At 41.8% G+C, this 18063-nt stretch carries 16 protein-coding genes; 9 read left to right on the forward strand and 7 right to left on the reverse strand.

Translation table 11 applies throughout. The annotated features are described in order from the left end of the window. Positions 1-34 precede the first annotated feature (34 nt). Positions 35-1246, reverse strand: a complete 1212-nt coding sequence (locus tag HCN54_RS16395) for an MFS transporter (RefSeq protein WP_167598632.1) — start codon at positions 1244-1246, stop codon at positions 35-37. 346 nt (positions 1247-1592) lie between these two features. On the opposite strand from HCN54_RS16395, the gene HCN54_RS16400 reads away from it, so the two are divergent. Next, a complete protein-coding gene (locus tag HCN54_RS16400) occupies positions 1593-2432 on the forward strand; it encodes an SdiA-regulated domain-containing protein (protein WP_167598633.1) in 840 nt (279 codons plus the stop codon). Here HCN54_RS16400 and HCN54_RS16405 read toward each other — a convergent pair. Both HCN54_RS16405 and HCN54_RS16410 read right to left on the reverse strand, forming a co-directional pair. Next, positions 2429-3601: an OmpP1/FadL family transporter gene (locus HCN54_RS16405; protein ID WP_167598634.1), complete on the reverse strand. Its 1173-nt coding sequence runs from the start codon at positions 3599-3601 to the stop codon at positions 2429-2431. The two genes, HCN54_RS16400 and HCN54_RS16405, sit on opposite strands and share 4 nt — an antisense overlap. 43 nt (positions 3602-3644) lie before the next feature. After that, on the reverse strand, positions 3645-4958 hold the full coding sequence (locus HCN54_RS16410; RefSeq protein ID WP_167598635.1) for a DUF4270 family protein: 1314 nt from the start codon (positions 4956-4958) through the stop codon (positions 3645-3647). A gap of 227 nt (positions 4959-5185) precedes the next feature. Between HCN54_RS16410 and HCN54_RS16415 the strand changes: the two genes are divergently transcribed. The 5 genes from HCN54_RS16415 to HCN54_RS16435 all read left to right on the forward strand — a co-directional run bounded on the left by HCN54_RS16415 (position 5186) and on the right by HCN54_RS16435 (position 9317). Next, positions 5186-6034 (forward strand): hypothetical protein, encoded by an 849-nt coding sequence (locus HCN54_RS16415; protein ID WP_167598636.1) that lies wholly within the window; start codon positions 5186-5188, stop codon positions 6032-6034. A 2-nt stretch (positions 6035-6036) separates the two neighbouring features. Then, positions 6037-7029, forward strand: a complete 993-nt coding sequence (locus HCN54_RS16420; RefSeq protein ID WP_167598637.1) for a Kelch repeat-containing protein — start codon at positions 6037-6039, stop codon at positions 7027-7029. 87 nt (positions 7030-7116) lie between these two features. Then, complete coding sequence (locus tag HCN54_RS16425; RefSeq protein ID WP_167598638.1) at positions 7117-7449, forward strand: DUF4907 domain-containing protein; 333 nt, start codon at positions 7117-7119, stop codon at positions 7447-7449. Between the two features lie 120 nt (positions 7450-7569). Beyond that, positions 7570-8586, forward strand: coding sequence for a sensor histidine kinase (locus HCN54_RS16430; protein ID WP_167598639.1), 1017 nt, complete (start codon positions 7570-7572; stop codon positions 8584-8586). Beyond that, on the forward strand, positions 8586-9317 hold the full coding sequence (locus HCN54_RS16435) for a LytR/AlgR family response regulator transcription factor (protein ID WP_167598640.1): 732 nt from the start codon (positions 8586-8588) through the stop codon (positions 9315-9317). Before HCN54_RS16430 ends, HCN54_RS16435 begins: the two co-directional genes overlap by 1 nt. Before the next feature lie 9 nt (positions 9318-9326). On the opposite strand, the gene HCN54_RS16440 is transcribed toward HCN54_RS16435, so the two are convergent. The 4 genes from HCN54_RS16440 to HCN54_RS16455 form a co-directional block, all read right to left on the reverse strand. Beyond that, positions 9327-9971 (reverse strand): hypothetical protein, encoded by a 645-nt coding sequence (locus tag HCN54_RS16440; protein ID WP_167598641.1) that lies wholly within the window; start codon positions 9969-9971, stop codon positions 9327-9329. Positions 9972-10079: 108 nt separating this feature from the next. Further along, on the reverse strand, positions 10080-10832 hold the full coding sequence (locus HCN54_RS16445; protein WP_167598642.1) for an intradiol ring-cleavage dioxygenase: 753 nt from the start codon (positions 10830-10832) through the stop codon (positions 10080-10082). Between the two features lie 99 nt (positions 10833-10931). Further along, on the reverse strand, positions 10932-11615 hold the full coding sequence (locus tag HCN54_RS16450) for a LytR/AlgR family response regulator transcription factor (protein ID WP_167598643.1): 684 nt from the start codon (positions 11613-11615) through the stop codon (positions 10932-10934). Then, positions 11612-12697 (reverse strand): sensor histidine kinase, encoded by a 1086-nt coding sequence (locus HCN54_RS16455; RefSeq protein WP_167598644.1) that lies wholly within the window; start codon positions 12695-12697, stop codon positions 11612-11614. The genes HCN54_RS16450 and HCN54_RS16455 overlap by 4 nt, the downstream gene beginning before the upstream one ends. Before the next feature lie 227 nt (positions 12698-12924). Here HCN54_RS16455 and HCN54_RS16460 point away from each other — a divergent pair, with 227 nt between their 5' ends. The 3 genes from HCN54_RS16460 to HCN54_RS16470 all read left to right on the forward strand — a co-directional run bounded on the left by HCN54_RS16460 (position 12925) and on the right by HCN54_RS16470 (position 18060). Beyond that, positions 12925-13503: an RNA polymerase sigma-70 factor gene (locus HCN54_RS16460; protein WP_167598645.1), complete on the forward strand. Its 579-nt coding sequence runs from the start codon at positions 12925-12927 to the stop codon at positions 13501-13503. Positions 13504-13603: 100 nt separating this feature from the next. Then, the gene (locus HCN54_RS16465; protein ID WP_167598646.1) at positions 13604-14539 is read left to right on the forward strand and encodes a FecR family protein; all 936 of its coding nucleotides are present in this window, start codon (positions 13604-13606) and stop codon (positions 14537-14539) included. Between the two features lie 77 nt (positions 14540-14616). Beyond that, positions 14617-18060 (forward strand): SusC/RagA family TonB-linked outer membrane protein, encoded by a 3444-nt coding sequence (locus HCN54_RS16470; protein WP_167598647.1) that lies wholly within the window; start codon positions 14617-14619, stop codon positions 18058-18060. The last annotated feature ends 3 nt before the right edge of the window (positions 18061-18063 follow it).

Genomic DNA, 18063 nt, shown 5'->3' on the forward strand with positions numbered 1-18063 from the left:
AACCTGTTACACTTTTTGGCGCTACTTTATAAGACTACAAACTAGCCGGCGGAACACTACCCAGACGTTGCGAGTTCAAAATAGCTAAAATGAGCAGGCCGAAGAGCGTAAGCATCAAATAAGGGAAAGCGACTCCTTGATCAATTAAAAAGCCTATAAGCAGTGGTGCTGCAGCCGTACTTAAAATCATAGACATCGAAAACAGGCTGTTCACGGCACCTAATTTTTGAGTTCCGTATACTTCGGCTAAAACTGCAGATTTTACCGTACCTGCTACTCCGGTAGTAATACCGGTTGCGATCAAAAATAAAAGCGCGCCAATAATACTGTCCATAAAAGCAAACGGCAAGAGACCTAAAGCCTGCGGAATCAGAAAAAAGCGATAGAGTTTTTTTGCAGTGAATTTGTCAACCCATAACCCGCCAACGATCGACATCACAAAGCGGGTGATGGCATAACCGGTAAAAAATGCAGCGTATAGCGATACTGACCAGCCTTTTTCTTCCACAAACGTATATTGATATAAAAATACTGCGGTAGATGTAAAGCTCAGCATAAATGTAGAGGGCATCATAATGGTAAATCGCCGGTCTTTGATGATTCCGCCAAAGTCTTTTGCCAATACTTTTAAAGAAGGTTTTTGCGCGATGCTTTGTTCAGTATCAAAATAACTGAGATCTCTAAAGGAAAGCAGAAACAAGTATAAAATCAAAAAAGCGGCACTCGCCTGCGCTGCAACCTCAAACCCAAATGTTACTATTAAAGTGGTGATACAAATTGGGAAAATGGCCTCGCCCATCGGGAACCCTAAAGCTGCAATACTAAGCGCTTTTCCGCGATTTGCACCGTAAAACCGAGACATAACCGTCTGACTAATGTGACTAAGCATACCTTGCCCTGTTAGTCGCAAACCTATCATAGCGATGATTAAAAGTGCGATGTGATACGCAGAAAAACTCAGCAACAAACAACTTAGGATAAGACCGATAAAGTTGAGAAATACCACTTTTTTTACCGGTTTATGATCTATAGTATGCCCAACGGTTATGAGCACTACCGAAGCGATCACGGTACCCAGCGCGTAAATACTTCCAAAAGTTCCTTCTGAAATAGCAAAGGTTTTGATGAGTTCGGGAACATACAGTGAGATCAAAAAAGTTTGGCCAAAACTGGAGAGAAAGGTCAACACCCAACCAAAACTTACCGTCTTAAAATTAGTTCTCAGAAAATAAGCCAGGCTTTTCACAATGATGCTTTTTTTGGTGTCGATAAAGGTTTTCTACCGCGATGGAATTTACATCTTGGTAATGACAAAATTAAAAAACGTGTACACGTTACGAGTCAAACTTTGGTTCAGCTTTTCATTTTTATATAATCTGAAATTTAAAGCGCGATCTTTCAAAGACTTTATAGCAATTGTATTTAAAATCAGGCTTTTTGAGAATTTAGTACGGCAAGGCACAACATTTGCAACCTTTTAAGAAAATTGAAAACGATGCTTGCGAACTTTGTTCGTGTAAGCCTATGAGAAGCTGAATTGCGCTTTTGGTTTACAGCCTTGAATTTTTCAGGCTTCTTTAAACTATAATACAATGAATTTTATATCCTATACTTCAGCAATATTAATCGCGCTACTCACTTTTGGAACCTTTGAAACGCCCAAACCCAAAAAGAAAAAAGGAAACACCCTAGAGATTGTAAAAACATGGGAGCTTCCTGATGCTTTAGAAGAAGTTTCGGGGATTGCTTGGGTGAGTGATGCTAAGATTGCCGCTGTTGAAGATGAAGATGGGTTGATCTACATCTATGATTTGGCAAAAAATAAAATAGATAAAACCATCGAGTTTGCAGACGATGGCGATTATGAGGGCATTGCTGTTACCGGGAAAGATGCTTATGTGATGCGCAGCGACGGCTTGCTGTTTGAAGTTCAGAACTACGCAACGGCACAACCCGTGACCAAAACCTATCAATCTGCGATGTCACATAAAAACAACGTAGAGACGTTATCGTATGATGCAAAAAACCAACGCTTGTTGACCGCTCCCAAAGATCTAGACCCTAACGATGAAGATATAAAGGGGATTTATGCTTTTGATCTCAAACAGCACTTAATGTTGCCTGATCTGGTAGCGAGAATAGATATGAAAGACAAGGCGTTTAAGAAATTTGAAAAGAATAAAGCCTACCGAACTTTCAGACCTTCAGATTTAGCGATTCATCCTAAAACCGGTGAGATTTATATGCTAGAGGGGGTCAACCCAAAACTCATAATTTTAGACAAGACGTATGCGATTAAAAAAGTGTACGAACTGGATAAAGACGATTTTGCGCAACCCGAAGGCATTACTTTTAGTCCTGATGGTACTTTGTTTATTTCAAATGAAGCACACGGAGGTACAGCAAATATTCATCAAGTGGAGTTAGACTAATTGTACTTAGGTTTCATAAACCAAATACCGTCTAGGCTAAAATTGAGCGATAAAGAATGAATATTCTCTCGAATAAGTCCGTTTGCGATTTCTCCATTTCTTCCGTAGGAATACATCAGGTTTAGCTTAGATCCGCTGCGGCTCACCGGCAATCCCAGACCTACGCTTACCGCATAACTTGAGACATCGCTACCGGCTATGTTCAGGTAGCCTGTGTCGTAATTAACACCGGCACGATATTCTACATTTTGCCAATAATATAAACCACCGGGACGCGGTGTAAAATTGAGTCCGGCTTTAAAACTGTCTTGATCTTTGTAGGTGTTGAGTGAAGATTCTTGTTCGGTTTGCGACCATAATTTTCTGGTATAATCGGCATATACGGCATAGCTTTTACCAAATTTAAATTCGGTACCAAAACCCATTTCTAGCGGTAATTCAAAATCTTTAACCGAAGTTTCTTCGGTGATTGCATCATCATAATCTTGAGTGATGATGCTGTTTTGTGTCGCTTCTAAAGCAGTGGGTAATTTTACAGTTGATCCTATCGAAATACTTTCGGTTACATCATATTGCAAACCTGCTCCTAAACGGAAACCATTATACCTATTTTCACGCTGAATGTCTAGCGCATACCCTACGATGCTGTTGTACTCGGTTTGTTCTGTTTTTCCGAAGAAATAAGAGCCTGTAACTCCTAAGCGCAACCGGTCAAAAAAGTTGTACCCGTAATTAAGATCAAGACTATTGACCGAACCATTTGCAGTGACGTCTGAGGTATAAAATGAAGTGGAGCCTTCAATACTTCTAGAAATTCCGGTGATGTCGTAACCCACATTTGTATAAGGCGATAAAACCACACTCACAGCCGACTTCTTAGTCACCGGAAACGCCATCGCCAGATTAGAAAAAGTTGAATTGCTTTGTTTAGAACTCCCCGCACCTTGACTCAAACTATACAGTTGTGTCTTATAACCTATATCAAAATAGAAGTGTTTTAAAGGCATTGCACCCAGTGAGGCCGGGTTGAGGTTATTAAGTGAATTGTCTGATTTTAAAGCAATCCCGGCACCTCCCAACGCATTTGTTTTTCCGGTGGTAAAGGTATTAGGGATACCAATACCAAAAACGGAGTAAGGGGAATTAGAAAGTGCGTTGGTCTGTGCCATAAGACTGCTTGTTGCCAATATCAAAAAAGCGATTGTAAAGCATTTATTCATCGTCATAAACCGCGTATATAAGTATGATTTGAAGTTTGAGATCGTCGTCTGCCGCGTGCTCTCCAAAGAATGCATAGCGGTTCACCGACTGGTTGTTTTCGGGATCAACGAGGACTAAATACCAGTTGTCTCCATTAGAATCGGTGCGTTTTTCATCTAAGAAATAATGAATAGGAAGCGCGTATGTACGTTGCGAAAATTCATCAGACTCTGCTGCAATGCTGGCGGTAGCCTCACTTCCTTCGTAATCATAAAGGGTTCCCAGCGCTACATTTTTTTGATCTATGATATAAGAGGACAAGGTTTCTTGTGCCGGTAGCGAAGTGCTTTCGGTAGCGGTATTGAGCGAGATCACAAGGTTAGCACTTAGTAAGGTGCCTTTACCTTCTATATAATCCAGACCGGCAAGGTTAGGAATATCTATACGTGTGGCCAGGCCTACGCCTCCTTGCACGTAACTCATCATATTGGTAGCGCTAGAGGCAACCTCATCTTCCTGTTCTTCTAATGTTGAAAAATAGGTATCATCACGCTCGCTACTGATGTTATGAAAGGTATAACTACTGTTAAAGGTCATATCAAATGACTCGCTTTCGTCAACTTCAACTTCGTTAGGAAGCGAGTAATAAATGCGCAAAGTACTGGTAGGTAAAATACCCAGAATGGTCGTATTATCGCCTCCCGGATCTAAAAGGAGTCCGCGATGATAGCGTAAGAATTCATCGGAATTGTTGATTTCATTCTCTTGAATTTCCGAAAACAAAAGTTGGCCATAGTCATCATCAAGCCGCAGATGTAGCGAATCTTCATCAATGGGGCGCGGTACAAACTGTACATCTCCTACCGTATTTTCATCATAATTAAAAGAAGTGGTATTATAAAAATAACCATCCTCTGTGGCTTTAATATCCTGAAGCACTTCGTGGATCTTTAAGCGCTGCACTTGAGTAGTGTCATTATAAAAATAATCATCATAATTAAGGATCAGCGCTATAGAATCAAAGACTGCATCACTATCTAAAGTATACGTGCTGTTAGACAATTGAGTGAAAATCTTACTGGTGGTTTTGCCAAAAATAGGATCGGTATACGCACCTAGCAGAAGGCGATCTGTAGAAGAAACCTGCACCGAATCAAATTTAAAAGTGCTGCTGCTTACCGTCATCGTGTCTATATAAAGTACACGTGTATCGCTTTCTACCCAATCTTCCCCTACAGGAAAGCTCGAGTCGTCTTGCGCACAAGAGGTCAATAACAAGAGCAAGACGCCCAGCGGGCAAAGCATCTGTATGCATTTAGTAAACATAGGCTGTTGAATTTTGAGCAAACCTAGCAGGCAGGTTTGGGCTGCTCAAATACAATAGACCAATCGGTAAAAAGCTACCCTCAACGCCAAGTTTTACACTACAAACAAGGAGGCGTGGGGTTAATCGGTAAAATACCGGGGTGGGTAGAGGCATTTGCTGGGCTCATCTACTATTTTTTTTAGACTGAAATCCCGCCGGTAGTTTTGGCCAAAATTAGAATTCAAAAATGCACAGGTATTTCATTATGATCTTTTTGATTGCACATACGATAAGCTACAGTCAGGACAGCGTACTACAAGCTGAACTTGATTATGCGCTTATACCGGCGAGCAATCAGCGCGTTTCAGCACAACAGGTTGAGGCCGCATTGAAGGTGCCCTTAGATTTTGGTACTGTGCAATTGCAACCCACAATAGGCTTGCGCAATTATGATTTTGAATTCTGGGAGAGCATGACTTTTAATACACACCCGGTAGATAATGTAAACAATTTTTTTGCGGGTGTTGATGCAACTCATTCACTTGGTGAGCAATGGCAACTTGATGCCTGGGGAGAAGCGTCTTGGGCTTCGGGGATCAACGCTGATGAAACCATATTAACCGGAGCGGCAGCGCTTCAATATACTTTAAAATCATTTCCGGCACATTTGAGGCTGGGTGTACAATATGATACCCCTCTGGGAGATCGAGAACTCTTACCCTTGGTAGAATTAGCCTTCACCACGTATAGATTTCATACAGTTTTGGGTTTCCCGGAGAGTCGTATCAGTTATGCTTTAAGCGAAAGCAGCACCTTGAGTACGCATTTTGATATTGAGGGTGATTATTTCTATGTGCCGCAAACTGTTGATTTTGCTGCCCAAACTGCAAATCAAGTAGGGGTCGCCCGTCAAAAACTGGCGCTTGATTATGCATATACCATAGACTCCATGTGGTCTTTTTCTTTAAGCGCGGGATATTTATTTCAAAATGAGTTGAAGTTTTACGATAGTGATCAGCACGCAGTAAACACCTTAAATATGGGCGCCGGGCCTGTTTTTTCTACCGGAATTAAATTCAATTTTTCAAAACAATAAACATGAAACGCATGACTAACAATCGAATAGTATTAACGCTTACCGCACTTTGTGCTCTGGCTCTGGGAAGCTGTAGCAGTGATGATTCTGGAGATCGCGGAAACTGGAAACAACGCTCTGTTTTTGATGGTGTTCCCCGCAGTAATGTGGCTGCATTTACCATAGGAAGTTACGGTTATATGGGTACGGGATACGATGGAGACGATTACCTAACCGATTTTTGGCAATATGATATTGAAAATGATTATTGGGTTCAAAAAGCAGATTTTCCGGGTACGGCGCGTAGTAGTGCAAAGGGTTTTGAACTAGACGGTTTAGGCTATGTAGGCACAGGATATGATGGTGATTTTGAACTCGCTGATTTCTGGGAGTACAATCCTGATAGTAATGTTTGGACGCAGAAAGCAGATTTTGGCGGGGGAGTACGCCGTGCCGCAACCGCGTTTAGTGGTTCTGGATATGGATATTTAGGTACAGGCTATGACGGAGATAACGACAAAAAAGATTTTTGGAAATACGATCCTGCAACAGACAGCTGGGAAGAGTTAGTAGGTTTTGGTGGTGATAAACGCCGCGATGCAACTGCTTTTGAACTTAACGGTTTGATCTACTTTGGAACGGGAGTAAGCAACGGACTTTATTTAACTGATTTCTGGAGTTTTGATACTTCAGCAGATACCTGGACGCGCCTTACCGACTTAGATGAAGAGGATGATTATGCCATCACCAGATCTAATGCAGTGAGCTTTAGCATAGATGGTTTAGGCTACGTAGTGGCCGGTTACAGCGGTGGTGCTATTGCCAGTACTTGGGAGTACGACCCGCTAAGTGATGAATGGGAAAATATTACTGCGCTTGAAGCCACCGCGAGACAAGATGCGGTAAGCTTTACTACCGGAACGCGTGGCTTTGTGGCTCTGGGAAGATCTGGTAGTTTGTACCTCGATGATGCCTATGAGTTGTTTCCGCAGGAAGAATACGATGATGAAGATTAATAATTGAGTTTTTTTGTTTCCCCGGGGTGTTTTTTATAATGTACAGAGAAGTTTTAGCACCCCGGGTTTTTTATATACACTATTAAGATGCGTTTACGAGCAGGATTACTTTATACCGGGATAACCTTATGCATTGTGCTTATAGCAGGTGTGTTGTGGTTTATTAATGAAGAGCAAACCGTGTACACGCACGTTTTTGAGACCGAAAGTGGCTTTGGTTATGCCATCATAGATCACGGTCAGATTCTCATACGACAAGAGCATATTCCTGCAATTGCTAAAGAACAAGGCTTTTGCTCAGCAACCGATGCAGAACGAGTAGGAGATTTGGTACTTCAAAAGATCAACCGGAAGCTGAATCCGGCGATCACCCAGAAAGAACTTCAAGAGTTGGGTGTACGTATAGATTGTAACCAATAGCTTAGGAGATAGCCGAGATTGAATGCTCGGATATCTGGTGATCAACAATTGCTTGTAACAGGCTTGATTTTAGCTCGTAGTTACTCTTGAAAACCCACAGAATTTAATCAAGCAGCGCTTATGTCTAGAAAAGTACTACTTCACGCAGGAGTCTGGCTTATATTTTTAAGTCTACTCACCGTTGAGATTTATTGGAACGCAGAGCGCTTTCCTATGTTTGCAGCTTCGGCATTAGTGCTTAATATGCTGCTGTTTTATTTAAACTATTCGGTATTAGTGCCTCGGTTTTTATTGCGAAAAAAAACCAAAACTTATATCCTTAGTATCGTTTTAGCACTGGCGATAACGCTGTGTTTCCGCGAGTTTGTAATTGTAGATCAGCCGCCGGAAGGAATGCGTAAACCTTTAAGACCTCTAGGTCCCGAGCCCCCATTTTTCAATATTCTAAAATTTCTTTTTCCTTTTTTTATTTCCTTGAGTTTTGTGGTGATCGGTACTGCAGTAAAAGTCTATGAAGAGTGGAACCGAAGTTTGGTTGAAGAAAAAGAGATCGAAGCTTTTAAAACCCGCACCGAACTGCACTACCTCAAAAATCAATTGAGTCCGCATTTTTTATTCAATTCCTTAAACAGTATTTATTCTCTGATCAATGCAAAATCTGAAGAAGCTTCAGAAGCGGTGATTATGCTTTCTGAACTTATGCGCTATATGTTGTATCAGGCAGATAGTGAATTTGTAGCATTAGCTGACGAGCTGGCCTATACTCAAAATTATGTACGCCTGCAGCGCTTGCGTATCGCGAATAATGAGAATGTCACCCTTAATATTCACGGGGCGGTAACGCACCAGAAAATCAGACCGCTGCTACTGATTTCGTTTATAGAGAATGCGTTTAAATACGGCACCGATTATAAAGGAAATACCGAAGTACGGATCGTGATCACTGTTAAAGAGCAAACCCTAGAATTTGAATGCCGAAACCTTATTGGCGCTAGAAAACGCGACCAACATAACTCTGGGATTGGATTGAAAAATACCACAGACCGACTCGAATTGCTTTACGCAGAGAAGCACCACCTGAAGGTGTATGAAGAAGACTCAAAATTTGTGGTACATTTGAAACTAAATTTAGATTAATGCGTTGCATACTGGTAGATGATGAGCCTTTAGCACTAGACGTGCTTTCTTCGTACTTAGAAAAAGTAGAAGGGGTGCAGCTGGTAGCGCGATGTACTAATCCGCTTGAGGCGATACGTATTTTGAGCGAAGAGGCGGTAGACCTCGTATTTTTAGATATTGAGATGCCTAATCTTTCGGGCATTGACCTGGTGAAATCCCTTGACCGTTTACCACAGTTTATTTTTACTACGGCTTATCCGCAATATGCTCTGGAAGGCTTCGATCTAAATGCCACAGATTATTTAGTAAAACCGGTACCGTTTCCGCGATTTCTTAAGGCGATCGCCCGAGCAAAAGAAAAGCACGAAGCCGGTCAAAAACCTACAGAATTAAAGTCAAATGCAACGCTTGCGGTTCCGCAGGAAAATCTACCTGATTTTATTTTTGTAAAATCTGAATATGAGAATATCAAGATCAATACGGCAGATATTAAATACCTTCAAGGCTTAAAAGATTATATAAAAATCTATACCAATCAGGGTGATAAGGCCATTCTTACGCTCAGTAGTTTTAGAGAGCTTTTAGATAAATTGCCCGGAAGTCATTTTCTACGTGTACATCGCAGTTATGTGGTGAATATAAACGCCATAAGAGCGGTGCAGAAAAGCAAGATTTTAATAGGAGATATTCGCATTCCCATTGGGGAAACCTATAAAGAAGAGGTATTAAAACAGCTTAATATTTCTTAAGCGATCTTACTAAAACTCAATAAGAACCAAGTAGGCATTGTTAGCCAGTGCTTCTAAGGCTATCGCTTGCTGATCCCAGAGGCAAATTCCTTCGCCAGTTTCTACGAGTCGGTTTTGAAATTCAAAAGCGCCCTGTAACACGTATGCAAAGACCGAGGTGTTCTCCTTTTTATAATGGTAAACGGTTTCTTCACGACCTTCAAACTGTCCTAAATGTACTGCTGCGGAAGCTTGTAGGTCAAGGTTGTGCAGTTTATTTATAGCCTTAAGCGTATAGTCTTGAATTTGGAAAGGAACTGCGGAATCGCTTTTGATCAAAAACAGTAAGAAGCGTACGCTGTGATCAGGATACACATTTTTAAACCGAAGCTTGGTGCCTGCTTTTACCGAAACCTGAGCCACCTGATTGATGTGAATAAAGGTTTCATCAGCATTTACGTTACATTCTATTGCGCCAAAAAGCGGTACAATAAATAAGGTGCCTGTGCTGGTGATCCATTTGTTGTGCATCGTCCCCGGCGGAATGAAAACATCAGCAAAAAGCTCAAAAGCTGTTGCAGTTTTGGGATTACCAATCGCGCGAATCTCACGACCGCGATCGTCTGCTTGGCGTTTTCTATAAAATTGTGCGGGTGCTTGAGCTGTGGGTATCATTGCAGAACTGATTTTAGGTGTTTTAAGATGAATCTGCAGGGATACACTTGAGGTTTTAGGAGAAAAGAATGTATCCCCTACAGATTACTATCAATCAAAAAACTATTGTTAAGCTTTTACATTTATTATATGATCCAGAGTATAGCCTTCACTCACCGAACCACCTAGCGTTGCGAGTTCATTAGCGACGCCATCACTAAAGACATTATCATTAGCATTATAGGTATAGCCAGACATTCCTTTGGTATATCCATAATCTGAAGCTGCGTTTACGGCAACCACAGCACTATCATCTCCCTCAGGAAATGCGATTTGAGTTACTAATAATGAAGTGCCGGTAGTATTATAGATGTGCACGTGTATATGAGTCGCACGACTATTATACCAGCCCGGGAATATAGATTGAAACTTCACCAAACCATCGGCATCGCTTATTTGTCTTCCTCTTAAAAAATGATAGTTCTGATAATTGGTGCTTTGCATTCCACTACCGCCATATTCAGAATAATTCCCATCGGCATCACAATGCCAAATATCTACAATGGCATTTTGCAGCACGGCACATGCATTATTCACATCCCGAATTACGAGGTTGATGGCAAGAGCAACGCCGGTGCGATCTCCGGTGATATCAACACGCTCCAAATCTTCGGGGTCGTTAGTAGGAAAAGGTCCCGCAGTTTCAGAATTGGTGACCGCACATTCAGAACTGGTCGAGGTCACATCTGTAGCTCCAGAAGAGTCGGTATTGCTATCGGTGGCTGTAAGAGCATCATTATCTGACGAACATGCAAATAAACCTGCACCGGTAGCCGCAAGGCCCATTAGTCCGATTCCTTTTAAAAATTCTTTACGATCCATAATACATTTTATTACAGATCAAATGTAGCTGAGTAGGTTGGGGCGAGAAAAAAGATGCGGTAAAGCAGGCAAAGTTTGCGGTAAACAGGAAGCTTTTGCTTAGAAATTCTTATTTACCTGATCTTTATACGTTGTGCCAATAGGAAATTCTTTGCCGGAAATTTCAATGCTTCCGGCTTGTACGGCTTCCACTTTAGCAGTGTTGACAATAAAAGATTTATGAATTCGGGTAAACAGGGTTTCGGGAAGTTTCTTAAGAATGCCTTTCATCGTAGAACGTGCGACCACCGTAGATTTATCTACACGATTGATCTTGACATAGTCATCCATCGCTTCAATAAACACGATCTCTTCTAGCGGAATATTATACAGTTTATAATCTGCTCTTATAGTTAGATGTGTATTTGCTGAGGTGTTCTGTTGTTCTAGATCTAGCGTGCGTTTTACCTTGGCCACTGCTTCTTCAAACCGGTCAAAAGCAATGGGTTTTAAGATATAATCGCTGGCACTTACATTAAAGCCTTCTACGGCATACTCGCTATAAGCGGTGGTGAAAATAACTTTGGTCTCTTGCTTAAGCGATTTATAAAGATCTATCCCATTTTGTCGCGGCATTTGTATATCTAGAAAAAGCAAATCGACTTCAAATTTATTGAGATAGCGTTGCGCTTCTGCTTGACTGGTAAAAGTTTTTAGGAGCTTGACGTACTCAATACGCGCGCACAAGGCTTCCAGAATCTGGAGCGCGAGAGGCTCATCGTCTATGGCAACTGCTTTGATCATAGTAATTCAATATACAGCTTTACGCGATACATCTCCCCATCTTCATCAATAGATAAATCATATTTTGAGGGATATAAATGATCCAGACGTTTTCGGGTGTTTTTATGGCCTTCTTCAGAAATTTCAGGAAGCAGCGCTTTATCTACCACAATGCGGTTGCTTACGTGTAGCGCTATTCCTTTTTCTTTGGCTTCAACGTCGATTATGATCTCTGAATCTTCATCGGGGTTGATGCCGTATTTGAACGCATTTTCTATATAAGTAATAAGAATGAGTGGCGCGATCTCCAGATGTTTTGGGTCTCCCGTGATGGTAAAAGTCAGTTTTACATCTTGAGCCAAGCGCAATTTTTGCAGGGCAACGTAGTCTTTTAAATAGGCAAATTCTTTCTTTAGCGGTACTTTAGTATGCTTGCTTTCGGTCACCACGTAACGCATCATTCCTGATAACTTCAAGATGGCTTCAGGGGCTTCGTCAGATTTCCGAAGCGCTAAAGCATACAAACTGTTTAGCGTATTGAATAAAAAGTGCGGATTGATCTGTGCCTTTAAATACGAGACTTCAGCGATGAGTTTTTCTTGCTGTATTTGCTTTAAGTGGGCATTCAGTCGCATCAATAACGAAAGTCCCGCCACAATCAAAAACTGAATGATATAGCTTTCGCGAAAGCTAAACAAGGTGGAAGGCTCATTAGGATTAGGAACTCCCGCAGGCGGCATTCCACCTGGCGGTTGCATCCCGTCAGGAGGGCGCATTCCTTGAGGTGGTGGCCCGCCGGCACCGGGACCCGTAGGTTTAGGAATATCAAAAAACAGATCAGGAACATAGGTAATGATCACATAGGAGATCATCAAAAACCCCGTGAACATCCAGTATTTTTTAGGAATGTAATAGTGCGGGATAAGGACATAATAATTGACGTAGAAAAATACCAGCAGCAATAAATACCCTATAAAATTGTACTGAAAAGGTTTGATCTGCAACAGCTTGATCCCTGATTGTAGATCAGGCGAAGTGATAAAAGGAATGCTCAGCAGCACGATCCCAATAAAAACCTGTGCAAGTGGCGTGCGTAGTTTCAAGACTTAATAGTTTGGTTCACACTCGATAAGCATTAATTCTAAATTGAATGAGCGCTTCTCAAGTAACACGTAAAGCTACTAAGAAAAGCGGTGTGCAACTAAAGCTTGCGGTAAACCCGTTTTAATTTGCGGTAAATGGGCGTGCTTAGGTTTCTTAACGCAATGTTAAACTGAAGGAGCAACGGGAGTACTTAGATTTTGTTTCTTTTGTTGCAAGCACATTTTAAATGCAACATCAGGTTTTACAAAACAACGATCAAGAACTACAGCAACTGCTTAGAACGCAGCCTAAGCTGGGTTTTGACCGTGTTTTTGAAACCTATTGGCAGCGGTTGTTTAGCTATGCCTATCAGATTTATGCAGAGGAAAGCATCTGTGAAGATATCGTTCAAGAAGTGTTTGTAAGCCTTTGGGAAAAGCTTGAACATACCAGTATTATCAATCTGGAAGGCTATCTTTTTAGAGCGGTAAAATATAAAGTCTTCAACCATTTACGCGATTTAAAATTCACTCAGGAGCATCAGGAGGTGTTGGAGCAGATCGCGATGCCTGCACGTGTAGAGGTAAATTTAGACTATGATGATTTTGAAAATTTGGTGCACCGGGAAATTGATAAACTTCCGCCCAAATGTAAAACGGTATTTATGCTGAGTAGGTTTGAAGAAGTTTCTAATGCAGAAATCGCTCAAAAGCTCAATATTTCTATCCGTACTGTTGAGAAACACATCAGTGATGCGCTAAAGCATTTAAAATCAAATCTTCCCGTACAAGAGCTTTCGCTTATCGTTACCTTAATGTTTCAGTAATGTAAAGAGGTTATAGGCAATTTAAACAAACCATTAAATGCGTTTTTAGTACTACGTGTGTTAGGGTCGAAATGGGACTCTCTTGTAAAAGCAAGATATTTTGACGCAAAACGAATTAAAAACTTTAGCCGAAAAACACCGTCTGGGGACCACTACCAAAGCAGAAGAACAGCTACTGCACCAGTTTGTAGATACGCTACAACAACAGCCTAAAAAACAGTTTAAGCCTTCTGCTCAAAACCGCTTGCGTATTGTAAAAGGTATCGAAGCTAGAATCGCAACCACAACAAAACCTGCGGTCCACTATAAAAAAATACTGGCGTATGCTGCGGTATTTGTCGGGATCATTACTATGGCAGCTTTTAGCACGTCGATGTTTGAGTCTCAATGGGTGACTAAACAAACCGGAAAAGGAGAAAAACGCAGTCTTACCCTAGCCGATGGTTCTGTGATAATCCTCAATGCTAATTCTTCGGTAGAATACGCTAAAGACTTTACCTCATCGCGTCAGGTACACTTAACCGGGGAAGCCTATTTTGAGGTACAGCGTGATACTGTACATCCCTTTACCATCACCACAGGAACTATACAAACTCAGGTTTTGGGAACCACTTTTAATATCAATGCATACCAGCTAGATGAAGTCAGTGTAAGCGTCAACAGCGGGAAGGTAGCTGTTGAAAATAGGCAAACCAAGCAAAAAGTACTTCTAGAAAAAGATCAGCAAGTTTTGTTTAAAGGAGCAGCTGCACCGGTAGCTACTGCTGCCAACAGCGAAGATCAACGCGCTTGGACGCGCAATATCATTGCACTCAATAACACCTCACTAGCCAAAACCGCCGGAATACTAGAGAATTGGTACGACGTTGAGATTGATTTTGAAGATGCCACTATCGAGGAGCTGAAGATCACAGGTAAATTTAAAGAAGAGCCACTGGAGACGGTACTGCAAAGTATCGCACTGATCAATAACCTTAAAATAGATACCCTAACTCAAAAACACTTTGTTATTCGAAAAAACAACACTACACCATAAAAAACCCATCGCTGCTGCAACAGCAATGGGTCGAATTTTAATAAGACTACAAATCCAAAATTATAGCCATAATAAAAATGAAAACTAAACTACAAATTTTAAGAAAGTCTACCTTTCATAAAGTACACTTTTTGGCGTTTTTACTGCTGTTTGTCAGTATGGCTACCAGCGCCAAAACTAAAAACCAAGCTATAGACGAAGTTTTTGTGACCACCCGGTTACAAGATGCGTCACTAAAAGAAACCTTTGCTGCTATTGAGGCACAAACCGATTTTACTTTTGTATGTGACAGTGCCTTGCTCAAAGAAACCGCAGCAGTGACCCTCATTGCTAATGATGCCAGATTGAGCACGGTACTGCAGCAGATCACCACGCAAACAGGCCTATCCTTCACCCAGATCAATAATACGATTACCGTAGTTAAAACGTCACAGCAACAACAAGTGAACGGTACAGTAACTGATCAAGAAGGCGTACCGCTGCCGGGAGCTACGGTAATGGAACAAGGAACTTCAAACGGAGTAACTACTAATTTTGATGGTGAGTTCAGCTTGGCGGTTGGTGCAAATGCGACGCTTGAGGTGTCCTTTGTGGGTTTTGAAACCCAGACCGTTGCTGCAAATCCGGGGACGGCAATCCGCATTGTTTTACAAGAAAATGTAAACGCGCTTAATGAAGTCGTTGTGACGGCTTTAGGGATCAAGCGTGAAGAAAAGCGCTTAGGATTCTCGCAAGCGACTATTCAATCAGATAATCTTGCGCAGGCGGTACCTTTAAACTGGTCTTCAGGATTAAAAGGGAAAGTAGCGGGGTTGAATATTGTTTCCTCAGGAAGCGGACCTTTAAATTCTCAGCAAATTACGCTACGCGGAAATAACTCTTTAAATCCTAACGGAAACAATGCGCTAATTGTGGTTGACGGTGTTCCGGTTAATAATGAGATGACCACTTCGGGCTCTTCTGCGAGTTATATTGGTGAAGATTCTCCTATTGATTATGGGAATGCTATTTCTGATCTTAATCTTGATGATATCGAAAGTGTAACGGTATTAAAAGGTCCGGGTGCAACGGCCCTTTACGGAAGCCGTGCAGCAAACGGTGCATTGATCATCACTACCAAGTCGGGTAAAAAAACAAGTGGTTTAGGACTTACCTACACGTCAAGTGTGAACCTTGATGTGATTCAGCGTTGGCCAGACTGGCAATATGAATACGGTCAGGGGACCGGAAAAAGTTTTAATGACGCCGGCGAACCTTATTATTCTTACGGGGGTTCTGAAGATGGTAACAATACCGGAAGCACCAGTAGTGCTTGGGGACCGCGTTTTGACGGTCAGGAATATTTTCAGTACGATCCTACTGTAGAAGGGCAATCCTTAGAACGTCAGCCGTGGCGTGCTTATAAAGACAATCGTAAAGATTTCTGGAGAACCGGGGTGACGTTTACTAATAATCTTTCGCTTCAGGGCGGAAACGACAAAGGTTCGATGCGTCTTTCTGTGGGGCATTCTAAAAACGAATGGATTATGCCCAATACCGGTTATGAGCGTATCACTGCTTCGGTGAATTCTAATTATCAGGTTTCAGAACACATTAAAATAGGTTCTGTGATCAACTACAACAACCGCAGTAGTGACAACCTGCCGAGCACAGGATACAATAATGGTTCTATCGCTTACTTTATGATTTTTCAGAATCCTAACGTAGACTTAGACTGGTTGCGTCCCATCTGGCAAGAAGGACAAAATCAAATACAGCAGATTCAGCCTTTCAGCTCCTATATTGATAACCCGTTTTTGATCGCTTATGAAGCTACAAATCCGCTTGCCAGCAGCCAGATCGTAGGTAATGTATTTACAAATATTGACCTCGCCCCTAATCTTGATTTAATGTTACGCGCCTCGTTAAACACCTATAATCAGGATCGTGAGCAACAGCGCCCGTATAGCATTAACCGCTACAATCAAGGCTTTTATGAAACTCAGGATATCTGGAAGCAGGAGGTGAATACTGATTTCTTATTAAGCTATAAGAATCAACTGACTCAGAAAATTGGTTTAAATGCTTCGATCGGGGGTAATGCGATGGACTATAAATACCGCAGAACAGATGCTTCGGTAAACGGTTTGGTAGTTCCGGGAGTATATAAACTCGCTAACGGAATCAACAATCCTATTGTGCAAACCTACGATCGCAATAAAAAGGTGAACAGCCTCTATGGTTTGGTTTCGCTTTCGCTTGATAACTCTTTATTTCTGGACCTTACTGGAAGAAACGACTGGTCAAGTACTTTACCTACAGCTAACAATTCGTTCTTTTATCCTTCGGCGAATGCCAGTGTGATCCTTTCAGAACTGTTTAGCCTGCCTAAAGCGGTAGATTATTTAAAATACCGTTTTTCATTTGCTGAAGTGGGTAACGATACAGATCCGTATAAAACCAGTAAATACTACAGTCAAAGCGCGTTTGCGAGCTCGGCGACGGTCCCTACTAACTTATACAATGCCAACTTTAAACCGGAGATCACCACGAGTTATGAGACGGGTATTGAAGCGCGTTTGCTCAAAAGCCGTTTGATTCTGGATGCTACCGTGTATGAGACCCTTACCAAGAACCAGATTATTTCGGTACCCTTAGACATTACCACAGGCTATAGTTCTGGTGTTTTAAATTCTGGTGAGGTGCGTAACCGTGGAGTCGAACTTACCCTAACCGGAAAGATTTTTGACACTGATAGCTTTAAGTGGAGCAGCACGCTCACGTTCTCTCGCAACTGGAATAAAGTACTTGAGTTGGCAGACGGTATTGATGGGCAACAAGAAATTGGCTCAGGAGGTAATGCTACTTTATTAGCCAAAGTAGGCGGGACCACCACAGCGATCTATGGTTATGGTTTTGTGCGTTCTCCGGAAGGTGAGATCGTTTACGATAACGGCGGACTCCCGGCATACCCTGATGAAATTCAGTACATAGGCGATGCTAGCCCAGACTGGAAAGCCGGACTGTACAACAGTTTTAGTTTAGGTCCCGTAACCCTTAATGTAATGCTAGACGGGCAATACGGCGGAATCATCTATTCTCAATCTCATCATAAACTTACGCAACAGGGTAAACTGCGCAGTACGTTTATGGGGCGTGAAGAAGGTTTCATAGTAGGTGACGGTGTGGTACTCAATGACGATGGCACCTACAGCCCTAACACTACCGAAGCTATTACGCCTGACTGGTACAACCGCTACTACCGTAGAGCCAATGTAGAATCAAACTCGTTTGATGCTTCTTTCTTGAAGTTGCGTGAGGTGAGCTTGCAATATGCGTTTCCTAAACGCTGGTTGGGCAACAGTGGTATCACAGCACTTAACCTATCGGTATTTGGGCGTAATCTAGCGACCATTTCAGACTTCCCGATCTATGATCCTGAAACCGCTGCGCTTAACGGAGATACCATCTTACCGGGAATCGAGATGGGGCAAATGCCTTCGCCGGCAACCTATGGTTTTAATCTAAGAGTAAATTTATAATTC

The sequence above is a fragment of the Leeuwenhoekiella sp. ZYFB001 genome, from assembly GCF_011784865.1.
GTDB lineage: Bacteria > Bacteroidota > Bacteroidia > Flavobacteriales > Flavobacteriaceae > Leeuwenhoekiella > Leeuwenhoekiella palythoae.